Annotated in this window: 12 protein-coding genes, 2 tRNA genes and 1 pseudogene; 6 read left to right on the forward strand and 9 right to left on the reverse strand. The window is 72.0% G+C overall.

All coding sequences use genetic code 11. From position 1 onward, the window contains the following. Positions 1 to 35 precede the first annotated feature (35 nt). Positions 36 to 109: transfer RNA gene (locus BKD26_RS00745), tRNA-Lys, on the reverse strand. 187 nt (positions 110 to 296) lie between these two features. Here BKD26_RS00745 and BKD26_RS00750 point away from each other — a divergent pair. The 5 genes and pseudogenes from BKD26_RS00750 (at position 297) to BKD26_RS00770 (ending at position 5703) form a co-directional block, all read left to right on the forward strand. Further along, complete coding sequence (locus tag BKD26_RS00750) at positions 297 to 1745, forward strand: peptidoglycan-binding protein (protein ID WP_084894628.1); 1449 nt, start codon at positions 297 to 299, stop codon at positions 1743 to 1745. Positions 1746 to 1807: 62 nt separating this feature from the next. Then, positions 1808 to 2983: pseudogene (locus tag BKD26_RS00755) on the forward strand (SPFH domain-containing protein); the annotation flags it as partial. 132 nt (positions 2984 to 3115) lie between these two features. Further along, the gene (locus BKD26_RS00760; RefSeq protein ID WP_084894631.1) at positions 3116 to 3709 is read left to right on the forward strand and encodes a lytic polysaccharide monooxygenase; all 594 of its coding nucleotides are present in this window, start codon (positions 3116 to 3118) and stop codon (positions 3707 to 3709) included. 108 nt (positions 3710 to 3817) lie between these two features. Beyond that, positions 3818 to 5071 carry a sensor domain-containing protein gene (locus tag BKD26_RS00765; RefSeq protein ID WP_084895294.1) on the forward strand — a complete coding sequence of 418 codons (1254 nt, stop codon included), beginning with the start codon at positions 3818 to 3820 and terminating at the stop codon, positions 5069 to 5071. Continuing rightward, positions 5050 to 5703 carry a response regulator transcription factor gene (locus tag BKD26_RS00770; protein WP_084894633.1) on the forward strand — a complete coding sequence of 218 codons (654 nt, stop codon included), beginning with the start codon at positions 5050 to 5052 and terminating at the stop codon, positions 5701 to 5703. Before BKD26_RS00765 ends, BKD26_RS00770 begins: the two co-directional genes overlap by 22 nt. 59 nt (positions 5704 to 5762) lie before the next feature. Here BKD26_RS00770 and BKD26_RS00775 read toward each other — a convergent pair. From BKD26_RS00775 to ehuB, 6 genes are all read right to left on the reverse strand, one after another. Beyond that, positions 5763 to 5836: transfer RNA gene (locus tag BKD26_RS00775), tRNA-Lys, on the reverse strand. Between the two features lie 85 nt (positions 5837 to 5921). After that, positions 5922 to 6680 carry an IclR family transcriptional regulator C-terminal domain-containing protein gene (locus BKD26_RS00780; protein WP_084894635.1) on the reverse strand — a complete coding sequence of 253 codons (759 nt, stop codon included), beginning with the start codon at positions 6678 to 6680 and terminating at the stop codon, positions 5922 to 5924. A gap of 166 nt (positions 6681 to 6846) precedes the next feature. Then, positions 6847 to 7587, reverse strand: a complete 741-nt coding sequence (ehuA, locus tag BKD26_RS00785; protein ID WP_241518461.1) for an ectoine/hydroxyectoine ABC transporter ATP-binding protein EhuA — start codon at positions 7585 to 7587, stop codon at positions 6847 to 6849. After that, positions 7577 to 8227 carry an ectoine/hydroxyectoine ABC transporter permease subunit EhuD gene (gene ehuD / locus BKD26_RS00790; RefSeq protein ID WP_084894639.1) on the reverse strand — a complete coding sequence of 217 codons (651 nt, stop codon included), beginning with the start codon at positions 8225 to 8227 and terminating at the stop codon, positions 7577 to 7579. The genes ehuA and ehuD overlap by 11 nt, the downstream gene beginning before the upstream one ends. Further along, a complete protein-coding gene (gene ehuC / locus BKD26_RS00795) occupies positions 8224 to 8883 on the reverse strand; it encodes an ectoine/hydroxyectoine ABC transporter permease subunit EhuC (protein ID WP_084894641.1) in 660 nt (219 codons plus the stop codon). Before ehuC ends, ehuD begins: the two co-directional genes overlap by 4 nt. Continuing rightward, a complete protein-coding gene (ehuB, locus tag BKD26_RS00800) occupies positions 8880 to 9776 on the reverse strand; it encodes an ectoine/hydroxyectoine ABC transporter substrate-binding protein EhuB (protein WP_084894643.1) in 897 nt (298 codons plus the stop codon). The genes ehuC and ehuB overlap by 4 nt, the downstream gene beginning before the upstream one ends. A 42-nt stretch (positions 9777 to 9818) precedes the next feature. Between ehuB and BKD26_RS00805 the strand changes: the two genes are divergently transcribed. Beyond that, positions 9819 to 10316 (forward strand): DUF3830 family protein, encoded by a 498-nt coding sequence (locus BKD26_RS00805; protein WP_084894645.1) that lies wholly within the window; start codon positions 9819 to 9821, stop codon positions 10314 to 10316. A gap of 3 nt (positions 10317 to 10319) precedes the next feature. Here the strand turns inward: BKD26_RS00805 and BKD26_RS00810 are convergent, their stop codons facing one another. Both BKD26_RS00810 and BKD26_RS00815 read right to left on the reverse strand, forming a co-directional pair. Beyond that, complete coding sequence (locus tag BKD26_RS00810; RefSeq protein ID WP_084895296.1) at positions 10320 to 11714, reverse strand: amidase; 1395 nt, start codon at positions 11712 to 11714, stop codon at positions 10320 to 10322. Further along, positions 11707 to 12657 carry a D-2-hydroxyacid dehydrogenase gene (locus BKD26_RS00815; protein ID WP_084894647.1) on the reverse strand — a complete coding sequence of 317 codons (951 nt, stop codon included), beginning with the start codon at positions 12655 to 12657 and terminating at the stop codon, positions 11707 to 11709. The genes BKD26_RS00810 and BKD26_RS00815 overlap by 8 nt, the downstream gene beginning before the upstream one ends. Positions 12658 to 12661: the final 4 nt, after the last annotated feature.

Genomic DNA, 12661 nt, shown 5'->3' on the forward strand with positions numbered 1-12661 from the left:
CCCCTCACCCGTGGTGAGAGGGCCTCGGCCTCGCGTGCGCCGCCAGGGACTCGAACCCCGGACCCGCTGATTAAGAGTCAGCTGCTCTAACCAACTGAGCTAGCGGCGCCTGCTGACCTGCACAACTTTACCCGATGCCCGAGGGTGCTGCGGCCCGCCGCGGTGATCATTGAGCGGCGCTCCCGGCCTGTCGACCAGACGATTTTCCCCTTTCAACCGTCAAAATGCGCTATGTCGGGACAGTTGAGACACTGGCGCCCGTACCGCAGCACCGGGAGATCCTGGAGGGGAACCGTATGGCCGTACCGGTCTTCGAGGAGTACGAGCCCGCCGCCGACTGTCCCTGCGCCGGCTGCGCCCGGCAGCGGCGCGAGACGGCCCTCCGCCTGGCCGTGCGGGCCGGCGGCCACCCCGCCGCGCACGGCGCGCGCCGCGCCCTGGTCCTGTTCACCGCGGCCGGTGTGGCCCTCGGCGCCGGCCCCGGAGCCGGCGGCGCGGTCGCCCTCGCCCACCCGGCGGGCCCGGCTGGTCCGGTGGGGCCGGGTGGTCCGGCTGGGGCGGTGGGTCCGGTGGGTCCGGTGGGGGCGGGTGGTCCGGCTGGGGCGGTGGGTCCGGTGGGTCCGGTGGGGGCGGTGGGTCCCGCCGGTCCCCGGGGGCCGTCCGGGCCCGGGCGGGACCGGGACGATCCGGGCCCGGCCACTCCGCAGGGCGGCGCCGGGCCACTGCACGGGCGCCCGCACGCCGGGCCGACGGGCGGTCACGCCCCCGCCCCGGCGCTCCGCAGGGCCACCCGCGCCGAGATCATCAACCGGGCCAAGCGCTGGGTGGCCGCGAAGGTCCCGTACTCCATGGAGAAGTACTGGACGGACGGCTACCGCCAGGACTGCTCGGGCTTCGTCTCGATGGCCTGGAACCTCGCCGGCAACGAATGGACCGGCTCCCTCGACCGGTTCGGCACCCGGCTGGACCGCTCCGAGCTCCAGCCGGGCGACATCCTGCTCTTCCACAACCCGGCCGATCCCAACCACGGCTCGCACGTCACGATTTTCGGCGGCTGGACCGACTACACGCACACCTCCTACACGGCCTACGAGCAGACCCGGCCGTACGCCCGCAGACAGGCCACCCCGATGGCGTACTGGAAGAACTCCGGCCGCTACGTCGCCTACCGCTACAAGGGCCTGAGCGGCGGCACCCTCGGCAACCCGGGCAGCCCGGGCACCTCCGTGGCCCACCCCGGCTCGGCGTCGTTCGGGCCGGGGGCGAACAACCGGTATGTGACGCGGCTCGGGCGGATGCTCGTCGAGCGGGGCGGCAAGCGGTTCTACCGCTCCGGCCCCGGGCCGCGCTGGACGGAGGCGGACCGGAGGGCGACGCGGGCCTTCCAGCGGGCGCAGGGCTGGACCGGGCGGGACGCGGACGGGCTGCCCGGGCCGAAGACCTGGCGGCTGCTGGTGAACGGACAGGGCCGTGACATCCCGTCCGGTTCCGGTACGTCGGCCTCGGCGCCCGCCTTCCCCGGCCGGGCGTACTTCCGGCCCGGCCAGTCCAACCGGCACGTCGAGCGGCTCGGCCGCCAGTTGGTGAAGCGGGGCTTCGGCGCCCACTACCGCTCGGGGCCCGGGCCGCGCTGGGGCGAGGCGGACCGGCGCAACGTCGAGGCGTTCCAGCGGGCCCAGGGCTGGCGGGGCGGCGCGGCCAACGGCTACCCGGGCCCCGAGACCTGGCGGCGGCTGTTCCGATGACGGACCACCACAAGGAGGCAGGGTTGAGTACGGCGATGCCGGAGGGCGGCGGGACGACGACCGGTCGGCGTGTCCCGGTGATCGGGAGCGAGACCACGGGGCAGATCCCGGTGCATCTGCTGTTCCGGGACGACGACAAGGCGGACCCGGGGGCGGTGGACACCGGCCCGGTCACGGTCGTGCGGGAGCGGGCGCCCGCCGACGCGCGCCCCGCCGGGCCGCGTCCCACCGACGCGCGTCCCACCGAGGCACGTCCCGCCGCACCGGCCACGGTCGGCGTGCCGACGCCGGGGCCGGGGCCGGAGGCTGCGAGGCGGCCGGTTCCGGCGGCCGACCCGGAGCTGGCCGAGCGGCCGGGGCCGGTGCTGCCCGGGTGGGCCGGGGTGGTGGCCGGGGCGGTCGCGCTGGCCGGGTGCGCGGCGCTGCTGTGGTGGGTCGGGGCCGTGCCGGTGTCGGTGACCGGCATGCTGGGGCTGCCGTCACACCCGTACCACGGCATCCCGCTCGGCGTCTGGGCGGTGCTGGCGCTGGGCGTGCTGGTGGTGCTCTTCTCGTTCGGCGGGCTGGGCCGGGGCAGGGTCGGGTACGCGTCGGTCCTCACGCTCTTCGGTGACTACCGGGGCAGTGTGCGACGCACGGGGCTCATGTGGGTGAGCCCGCTGCTGCTGCGCCGCCGCGTCGACGTACGGCTGCGGCACTGGCGCAGCGAACCGCTGCCCGCCGTCGACGCGCACGGCACCGCGCTGCGGGTGGTGGTGCTGGTGGTGTGGCGGATCCGGGACACGGTGCGGGCGGCGCTGGGGGTGGCGGACCACGAGCAGTACCTGCGCGAGCAGGTGGAGTCGGCGATGGCCCGGGTGCTGTCGCAGCTGCCGGCCGACGCCTTCCACGAGGACGCCCCGACGCTGCGGGACGCCGAGATGGTGGGGGAGGCGCTGACGCGGATGCTGTCGGCGGAGTGCGCCCCGGTCGGCATCGACGTCTTCTCGGCGCAGCCGACGCGGATCGAGTACGCGCCGGAGATCGCGGCCGCGATGCAGCGGCGCCGGATCGCGGCGATCGACGCCAAGCACCGGGACACGGTCCTGACGTCGGTGGTGGACGCGGTGGACGACATGGTCCACCGGCTGACCACGCGTGGTCTGGTCGAGCTGGACGACTACGACCGCAAGGCGCTGGTCAAGGACCTGACGGTGGCCTTCTACACGGGCAGGAGTGGTCCGGTCGAAGGTCCGTGATTGGTATGGACATGCCTAACTGGCGTCCATACATTGGAACTTGGTCTAGACCTGAACCAGTAGGACCGCATCACCACGCGCGCGTGCAGCACGGCTCATGGAACTTCCCCCACGTTCACCTGGAGCACCAGCATGCGGAATCGCACGATAGGCACGGCCGTGGTGGCCCTCGGCGTGGCCGGGGCCTCCCTCATGGCCACCAGCAGCGCCAGCAGCCACGGCTACACCGACTCCCCGATCAGCCGTCAGAAGCTCTGCGCCAACGGCACCGTGACCAACTGCGGAAACATCCAGTGGGAGCCGCAGTCCGTCGAGGGGCCCAAGGGCTTCCCTGCCGCCGGCCCCGCCGACGGCAGGATCTGCGCCGGCGGCAACGGGCAGTTCGCCCAGCTCGACGACCCTCGCGGCGGCAACTGGCCCGCCACCAGGGTGACCGGCGGCCAGAGCTACACCTTCCGCTGGCAGTTCACCGCCCGGCACCGCACCACCGACTTCCGGTACTACATCACCAAGAACGGCTGGAACCGCACCGCGCCGCTCACCCGCGCGGCCCTGGACCCCCAGCCGTTCCTCACCGTCCCGTACAACGCCCAGCAGCCGCCGTCCACGCTCACGCACCAGGGCACCATCCCGGGCGGCAAGACCGGCAAGCACCTGATCCTGGCCGTCTGGACGATCGCGGACACGGCGAACGCCTTCTACGCCTGCTCCGACGTGCAGTTCTGACGACCGGTCGGGGGCCGGCCGCCGCGCGACTGGTAGGGCCTGCCATACCCCGCGTACACCCGCTGGGGCCATGGTGGCGCCGTGAGCCCGGCGCCTACCGTGATCTCCATGGATCCCCGTACGCCCTGGCAGGCCCTGACCAGGGGTGACTATCTGCGCGGCGGCTGGCCCTGGCGGTCGGTCGGCTATCTGGCGAGCGGTGTGCTCGTCGGCGTACCCGTGCTGGCCGCCCTGCTGGTGCTGGCCGCCTTCTCACTCGTGCTCGTGGGCGTGCCGCTGCTGCTGCTCGCCGGGGTCGCCCTCGGCGGCGTCGAGCGGTGGCGGCTGCGGCTCGTCGACGCCGACCCGGCCCCCGACCCGCACCGGATACCCGAGGAGCCGGGGCTCCGGTCCTGGCTGCGGGTACGGGTGCGGGAGCAGGCCACCTGGCGGGAGCTGGCGTACGCGCTGCTGCACGGCTGCGTGCTGTGGCCGCTGGAGCTGCTCGCCCTCGCCGTGGCCCTGGGCGCGCCGCTCGCCCTGATGACCACGCCCGTGCAGCTGGCCCTGGACGGCCAGGAGGTACGGGTGCTGAAGGGCCCGTTGGTCACCACCTACCCGGTCGCCTTCGCGGCCGCCGTGTGCGGGCTGCTCCTGCTGCCCGCCCTGCTGTATCCGCTCGGTGCCCTGGCCGGCGCCCGCGCCGCGCTGACCCGGCTCCTCCTGGCGCCGCGCGACACCGAGCTGCGCGACCGCATCGGCGAGGTCACCCGCTCCCGCGCCCGCCTGGTCTCCGCCTTCGAGGCCGAGCGCCGCCGCATCGAGCGGGACCTGCACGACGGCGCCCAGCAGCGGCTGGTCGCCCTCACCATGACCCTGGGCCTCGCCCGGCTCGACGCCCCGCCCGGCCCGCTCGCCGACCAGCTCGCCAGGGCCCACGACGAGGCGGGCCGGGTCCTCACCGAGCTGCGCGAGCTGATCCACGGCATCCACCCGCAGGTCCTCGCCGACTACGGCCTGGGCGCCGCGCTGACCGACGCCGCCGACCGGTCGGCCGTCCCGGTGGACACCGACATCGACGTGCCGCGCCTCCCGCCGCCCGTCGAGAGCGCCGCGTACTTCGCGGTCTGCGAGGCGCTTGCCAACATCGGCAAGCACAGCGGCGCCGCCCGCGCCCGGCTCACCGCCCGGCACAGCGGCGAGCTGCTCCATATAGACGTGGCGGACGACGGCACCGGCGGCGCGGACGCCGCCAAAGGCACCGGTCTGACCGGCTTGGCCGACCGGATCGCCGTCCTCGATGGCAGACTGGCGATCAACAGCCCGACGGGCGGGCCGACCGTGCTGCGAGTGGAGATCCCGTGCCGAGCCCTCTGCGGATAGTCCTGGCCGAGGACAGTGTGCTGCTGCGTGAAGGGCTGACCGGGCTCCTCGCCCGCTTCGGCCACGAGGTCGTCGCGGCGGTCGGCGACGCGGCCGCCATGCAGGGCGCCGTCGCCGAGCACGATCCGGACATCGTGGTCACCGACGTCCGGATGCCGCCCGGCTTCCGCGACGAGGGGCTGCGCGCCGCCGTCACGCTGCGCACCGAGCGCCCCGCCCTGCCGGTGCTGGTCCTCAGCCAGTACGTCCAGCGTGCGTACGCCGCCGAGCTGCTGGAATCGGGTGACGGCACCGGCGTCGGCTATCTGCTCAAGGACCGGATCGGCCAGGTCGAGGAGTTCCTGGACGCCCTGGCCCGGGTCGCGGCGGGCGGCACGGTCGTCGACCCCGAAGTCGTACGCCAGCTGCTGCGCCGCCACCGTGATCCGCTGGCGGCGCTGACCCCGCGCGAGCGCGAGGTGCTCGCCCTGGTGGCGGAAGGTCACTCGAACGGGGCGATCGCCCGGCGGCTGTCGGTGACGGAGGCGGCGGTCGGCAAGCACATCGGCAACATCCTGGGGAAGCTGAACCTGCCGCCGGCCGAGGACACCCACCGCCGGGTCCTCGCCGTCCTGGCGTTCCTCCGCGCGTGACCACGGCAGCGGAAACACAAGAAAGCCCCTCGCTTCCGCGAGGGGCTTTCTTTCGTCTGTGCGCCGCCAGGGACTCGAACCCCGGACCCGCTGATTAAGAGTCAGCTGCTCTAACCAACTGAGCTAGCGGCGCCTGCTGACAGAGTTAATACTACCTGGTCCGAGGGGTGCTTCCGACCATGAGTGCGTGAGCCGGCTCACATTCGCGCGGGAAACGTTTAAAGCGCCAGCGACAGCACCACCGGTGCCGCCTTGCGGTTCAGGGCGTCCGCCGCCGAGCGCAGCCGGTGTGCGTGCTCGATCGGGAGCGAGAGGGCGAGGCAGCCCACCGCCGATCCGGCCGTCAGCGGCACCGCCGCGCAGACCGTGCCCACCGCGTACTCCTGGAGGTCGAGCACCGGGACGGTCGGCGGCTGGCTGTCCAGCTTGGAGAACAGCACCTTCTCGCTGGTGATCGTCCGCGAGGTGAGCCGGGCGATCTTGTGGCGGGAGAGGTGGTCGCGGCGGCCGTTCTGGTCGAGCTGGGTGAGCAGGCACTTGCCGACCGCGCTGGCGTGGGCCGCCGAGCGGAAGTCCACCCACTCGTTGACCTTGGGTGTGTGCGGGCCGTCGGCCACCTGGGTGACCTTGACCTCGCCGTCGATGTACCGGCTGATGTAGACGGCGGCACCGAGCGAGTCGCGCAGGTCGGTGAGCGTTTCCTGGAGCTTGTTCTGGAGAGCCTCGCGGCGCGTGGCGCCCGAGCCCAGCAGGACCAGGGAGTCGCCCACGACGTAGGCGCCGTCGCTGACCTGCTCGACGTACCCCTCGCGGCGGAGCATGAGCAGCAGCGGGGTCAGGTGGCCCGCCGGGAGCCCTGTCTCGCGTGCGATCTGGACGTCGGTCACCCCGCCGCCGTGCCTGGAGATCGTTTCGAGAACACGCAGGGCGTACTGCACCGAATGGAACGGCGCGGTCGGCTCGGGCTTCAGCGCCACGGTTTCCCCCTACCAGGTTGTGACCGCAAGCTTCCGTACCACGATAGCGGGCAAGAGCCGTTTCGTGGGCTCCTGTTGACAAGAAACTGTCCCGCCCCACGCGCATACGCTGGGGCGGGACACCAGGGCATATGCCCTTGGCAAACTTCCGGCGGGTAACGGAAGGTCAGAGCACCGCGCCGAGGAAATCGCGCGTACGTTCGTGCTCCGGAGCGGAGAAGATTTTCTCCGGCGAACCGGACTCGATCACCTTCCCCGAATCGAACATGAAGACCTCGTCCGAGATGTCGCGGGCGAAGTTCATCTCGTGGGTGACGCAGAGCATGGTGATGTCCCTGCTCCGGGCGATGTCCCGCAGCAGGTCCAGCACACCGGCGACCAGCTCCGGGTCCAGCGCCGACGTCACCTCGTCCAGCAGCAGCACCTGCGGCCGCATCGCCAGCGCCCGCGCGATCGCCACCCGCTGCTGCTGGCCACCCGAGAGCTGGGCGGGTCTGGCATCGCACTTCGCGGCCAGCCCCACCAGGTCCAGCAGCTCCCGGGCGCGCTGTTCGGCCTCGTCCTTGTCCAGGCCGAGGACCCGCACAGGCGCCTCGGTGATGTTGCGCAGCACCGACATGTTGGGGAAGAGGTTGAACTGCTGGAAGACCATGCCGATCTTCTTGCGCACCTCACGCCGCTGCTTCTCGTCGGCCGGGAAGAGCCGGCCGCCGTTCACCTGGATGGTTCCCGAGTCGGGCCGCTCCAGGGTCATCAGCATCCGCAGGATCGTGGTCTTGCCCGACCCGGACGGGCCGATGAGCGTGACGTGCTTGCCTTCCTCCACCGAGAAGCACAGGTCGTCCAGGACGGTGTTCTCGCCGAAGCGCTTGCTGACGTTCTCGAAACGAATGAGTTCACTTGACAAGGCGGCGCTCCAGGGACCGTACGAAGAGGGAAGCCGGATAGGCGATGAGGACGAAGGCGACACCGACGACCGTCAGCGGCTCGGTGTACTGGAAGGTGGACGCGCTCTCCAGCCGCGACTGCTGGAGCAGCTCCAGCACGCTGATCCCGGCCAGCAGCGGCGTGTCCTTCAGCATCGCGATGACGTAGTTGCCGAGCGCCGGCGCGATCCGGCGCAGCGCCTGCGGCAGGATCACCGCGAACCACGTCCGGTGGGCGGGCAGGCTCAGCGCGGTGGCCGCCTCCCACTGCCCGACGGGCACGGCGTCGATGCCCGCCCGGTAGACCTGTGCGGTGTACGTCGAGTAGTGCAGCCCGATGGCGAGCGTGCCGGTCGTCAGCGCCGAGAACTGCACGCCCCACTCCGGCAGCACGAAGAACAGGAAGAACAACTGCACCAGCAGCGGCGTGTTGCGGATGAACTCGGTCACCACATGGACCGGCCACCGCACCAGCCGGCTCGGCGCGCGGAAACCGGCTGCCCACACCAGCCCCAGGGTGAAGGAGATGAGCGAGCCGAGAACGAGGATCTGGAGCGTGACCAGCAGCCCGTCCCAGAAACGCGGCATGAAGTCCGCCACCGCGGACCAGTCCCAGGTCACTTCGCCACCACCCCCAGGTTGGCCTTGGTCCTGCGTTCGAGGGCCTTCATGGAACGGGTGATGACGAATGCGATCACGAAGTAGATCACCAGGATGATGGAGTAGATCTGCGCGCTCTCCTGGGTGGCCAGGCGCACCAGATACGCGGCGAAGGACACGTCACCGACCCCGAGCAGCGACACCAGCGCCGTGCCCTTGAGCAGCTCGACGAGCAGGTTGCAGAAGCTGGGGATCATCTCGGGCACCGCCTGCGGCAGCACCACCAGCCGCATGCGCTGCCAGGGCGTGAAGCTGAGCGCCACGCCCGCCTCCCGCTGCGCCTTGGGTACGGAGTTGACGGCGCCGCGCACGATCTCGGCGCCGTACGCCCCGTACGACAGGCCCAGCGCGAGCACCGCCGCCCACATCGGCACCAGCTGCCAGCCCAGCAGCGGCGGCACCACGAAGAACAGCCAGAACATCAGGATCAGCGCCGACGTACCCCGGAAGATCTCCGTGTACGCGCCCGCGACGAAGCGGACGAACAGGGAGCGGTGGGTGCGGGCCATGCCGACAGTGAAGGCGACCAGCGCGGCGAGGGCGGCGCTGTAGACGAGGAGCTGGAGGGTGATCCCGATGCCGGGCAGTACCCAGTTCTGCCAGAGTCCGGCGGTCATCGGCACAGCTCCTCGGCGGTGAGGGTGGTCATCTCGGCCTCCGTGAAGCCGAACGGCCGCAGGATGCGGAACAGCTCGCCGCTCTTCTTCATCGTGTGGATCTCGGCGTTGAAGGCGTCGCGCAGCTCCGTGTCGGTGGGGCGGAAGGCGAAGCCGCCGCCGTCGATCTTCTTCTTGCCGTCGACGACCGCCGCGAAGGGCGCCGTCGCCTCCGCCTTCGTGCTCTTCTTCACCACCTCACGGGTCGTCAGGGCCGTGGTGACGAAGGCGTCCACGCGGCCGGATTCGACGGCGTTCAGCCCGGCCACCTGGTCCTGGAGAATGACGATGTCCTTCTCGGGGTACCCGGCCGCCACGGCGTGGTCGATCTGCGCGTACCCGCTGCCGGTGGCGACCCTGGCCCCGGTGCGCACCACGTCCTCGTACGACCGGAGGTTCTTGGGGTTGCCCTTGCGGACGATGAAGGAGTCGAGCATCTGGTACTCGGGGTCGGAGAAGATGACCTGCTCGCAGCGCTCCTTGTTGATGTACATCCCGGCCGAGACGACGTCGAACTGCTGCGAGTTCAGGCCCGGGATGAGCGAGGCGAAGTCGGTCGCGACGGGCTGGATGCGGCCGATGCCGAGCCGCTTGAAGACCACCTTGGCCAGTTCCGGCGCCTCACCGGTGAACTCGCCCTGCGCGTCGACATAGCCGTAGGGCACTTCGCCGGCGATGCCGAGGCGGACGGTGCCCTGGGATCTGAGCCGGTCGAGCGCGTTGCCGGAGGCGACCCTGCTGCAACCGGTGGCCGCGGCGGCGCCCATGGCCGCCACGGCGGAGCCGAGCAGCAGGGTGCGCCGCGGTATGGAGCCCGTGGGGCCTGTTCTGTGTCGACGAGCTGTTCGAGCCATGGGCGCGCCGCTACCCGCCTCCGGGCGGGGTATGCCTAGAGGATGGCCGACCGATACCTGACCGTGTCCCTCGACAAGCGCGGCGTGCGGTGCACCGCGAAACTGCTGGACGACCGGGCGCCGTTGACCTGCGCGGCCGTGTGGGAGGCGCTGCCGCTGGGCGGCGATGTCTACCACGCGAAGTATGCCCGTAATGAGATCTACGCCCTGTTTCCCGCCTTTGTGGATGCGGAACCGCCGCTGGAGAACCCGACCGTGACGCCCATTCCGGGTGATTTGTGCTACTTCACCTTCCAGGGTACGGAGTTGGGAACGGCGGCGTACGGATACGGGCGCGAAGAGCTGGCCCGCCGGCCCGTCACCGTCGACCTCGCCCTCTTCTACGAGCGCAACAACCTGCTGCTCAACGGCGACACCGGCTGGGTCCCCGGCATCGTGTGGGGCACGGTGGTCGACGGCCTCGACCGGATGGCCGAGGCCTGCCAGGACCTGTGGCGCGCGGGCGCGCTCGGAGAGACGCTCAGCTTCCGCAGGGCGTAGCCCTCACGGCTTGGGGACGTTCGCCGCGCCCGACTCGTACAGCGCGTGCGCCGCCCGCAGCACCAGATCGTCCCGGTGGCGGGCGGCCACCAGCTGCAGCCCGATCGGCAGACCGTCGCCGTCGGTGCCGACGGGCACGGACGCGGCCGGCTGCTGCGTGAGGTTGAAGGGGTACGTGAACGGCGTCCACGCCGTCCACCGCATCCCGTCCGGCGCCTCCACACCCACGTCGAACGCCGTCAGCGGCAGCGTGGGCGTCACCAGCACGTCGTACGAGCGGTGGAACCTGCCCATCCGCCGGCCCAGCGCCGTCCGCACGTCCACCGCCGCCAGATACTCCACCGCGCTGTACCGCGCCCCGCGCTCGCCGATCTGCCGCAGCCCCGGATCCAGCAGCTCCCGCTGCTCCCGCCCCAATTGCTGGACCAGCCGCGCCGCCCCGCTGAACCACAGCGTGTGGAAGGCGTCCACCGGGTCCGCGAAGTCCGGATCCGCCTCCTCCACGTACGCCCCCAGCCCCGCCAGCCGCTCCACCGCCGCCCGCACCGCCGACGCCACCTCCGGGTGCACCGCCACCTGCCCGCCCAGAGACGCCGAGTACGCGACCCGCAGCCCCTTCACGCCCTCCTGGAGCGTGGCGCTCACCGGCCGCGCCGGGCCCAGGTGCGACCAGTCCCGCCAGTCCTCCCCGCTGATCACGTCCAGCAGCAGCGCCGCGTCCGCCGCGTCCCGGGTCATCGGGCCCGCGTGCGCCAGCGTGCCGTACGGGCTCGCCGGATAGATCGGCACCCGCCCATACGTCGGCTTCAGCCCGAAGACCCCGCAGAACGACGCCGGGATGCGGATCGACCCGCCCCCGTCCGACCCCAGCGACAGCGCCCCCGCCCCCAGCGCCACCGCCGCCGCGCTGCCCCCGCTGGAACCGCCCGCCGTCCGCGACGGATCGTGCGGGTTGCGGGTGACACCCGACAGCGGCGAGTCCGTGACGCCCTTCCAGCCGAACTCCGGCGTCGTCGTCTTCCCCAGGAACACCGCCCCCTCCTCCCGCATCCGCGCCACCGACGGCGCGTCCTCGTCCCAGCGGCCGTCCCTGCGTACGGTCTTCGAACCGCGCAGCGTCGGGCCACCCGCCTGGAGCAGGACGTCCTTGACCGTCACCGGCACCCCGTCGAGCCGCCCCCTCGGCTCCCCGCGCCGCCACCGTTCCGCCGACGCCGCCGCGCCCGCCAGCGCCTCCTCCGCGTCCACCCGCACGAACGCGTTCACCAGCGGCTCCACCGCCTCGATCCGGTCCAGCGCCGCACGCACCGCGTCCACCGGCGAGAAGTCGCCGCGCGCGTAACCGTCGAGGAGTTGGCGGGCGGTCAGATCCGTGAGGAACGTCGTCGGCTCAGTCATGCACGGGTACGTACCCACGTTTCTTGTCCACCACGTTCGGCAGCGGCTGCCCGGCCGCCCACAACTCGTACATCTCCACGAACTGCGCCCCCAGCCGGTCCCGCCAGCCCACCGTGTCCCCGCTCATGTGCGGCGAGACGATCAGCCCCGGCACGTCCCACAGCGCACTGTCCTCGCCGAGCGGTTCCTCGGTGAACACATCCAGCGCCGCCCCCGCGATCCACCGCTTGCGCACCGCCGTCACCAGGTCGTCCTCCACGACCAGCCGCCCCCGCCCCACATTGACGAACCGCGCCGACGGCTGCATCAGCCCGAACCGCCGCGCGTCGAACATCCCGCGCGTCGACTCCGTCAGCGGCGCCGCGCACACCACCCAGTCCGCCCGCGTCAGCAGCAGGTCCAGCTCATCGGCCCCATGGATACGCGGCCGCGCCGTCCGCCCCACGACCGCCGTCCGTACACCCAGCGCCCGCAGCGTCGTGGCGATCGCCCGCCCGATCGGGCCCGCCCCGACCACCACCGCGCGGCTGCCCGCGACCATCAGGCCCTCGCGATGCCGCCAGCGCCGCTCCCGTTGCAGCTCCAGCGTGGCCGGCAGGTCCTTCGCCATGGCCAGCACCAGACCGGCCACGTACTCGGCGATCGGCTCCTCGAACACGCCCCGCGCGTTCGTCACCACCGTGTCCGACGCGACCAGTTCGGGACACAGCAGCCGGTCCACCCCCGCGCTCGGCGTGTGCACCCAGCGGGGTCTCGGGCCGTCACCGGGCCAGGCCGCGCGGACCGCGTCGGAGGTGAAGTCCCACACGAGGAGCACATCGGCGGTGGGGAGTCCGGCGGCGAGGGTGTCCTCGCCGGCGTACCGCACCTCCGCCTGCCCGATCAGACGGCCGAGGCGGGGCGGAGGGTCTGCCTCGAGAACGAGGAGTGTGGGCAACGGCATCAAT

This window comes from Streptomyces sp. CB03238, assembly GCF_002099185.1.
Lineage (GTDB): Bacteria > Actinomycetota > Actinomycetes > Streptomycetales > Streptomycetaceae > Streptomyces.

Excerpts from the sequence above, each read along its gene's own strand:
- BKD26_RS00750 (WP_084894628.1), top strand. The coding sequence starts at position 297 with ATGGCCGTACCGGTCTTCGAGGAGTACGAGCCCGCCGCCGACTGTCCC.
- BKD26_RS00760 (WP_084894631.1), top strand. The coding sequence starts at position 3,116 with ATGCGGAATCGCACGATAGGCACGGCCGTGGTGGCCCTCGGCGTGGCC.
- BKD26_RS00765 (WP_084895294.1), top strand. The coding sequence starts at position 3,818 with ATGGATCCCCGTACGCCCTGGCAGGCCCTGACCAGGGGTGACTATCTG.
- ehuC (WP_084894641.1), bottom strand. The coding sequence starts at position 8,883 with ATGACCGCCGGACTCTGGCAGAACTGGGTACTGCCCGGCATCGGGATC.
- ehuB (WP_084894643.1), bottom strand. The coding sequence starts at position 9,776 with ATGGCTCGAACAGCTCGTCGACACAGAACAGGCCCCACGGGCTCCATA.
- BKD26_RS00805 (WP_084894645.1), top strand. The coding sequence starts at position 9,819 with ATGGCCGACCGATACCTGACCGTGTCCCTCGACAAGCGCGGCGTGCGG.
- BKD26_RS00810 (WP_084895296.1), bottom strand. The coding sequence starts at position 11,714 with ATGACTGAGCCGACGACGTTCCTCACGGATCTGACCGCCCGCCAACTC.
- BKD26_RS00815 (WP_084894647.1), bottom strand. The coding sequence starts at position 12,657 with ATGCCGTTGCCCACACTCCTCGTTCTCGAGGCAGACCCTCCGCCCCGC.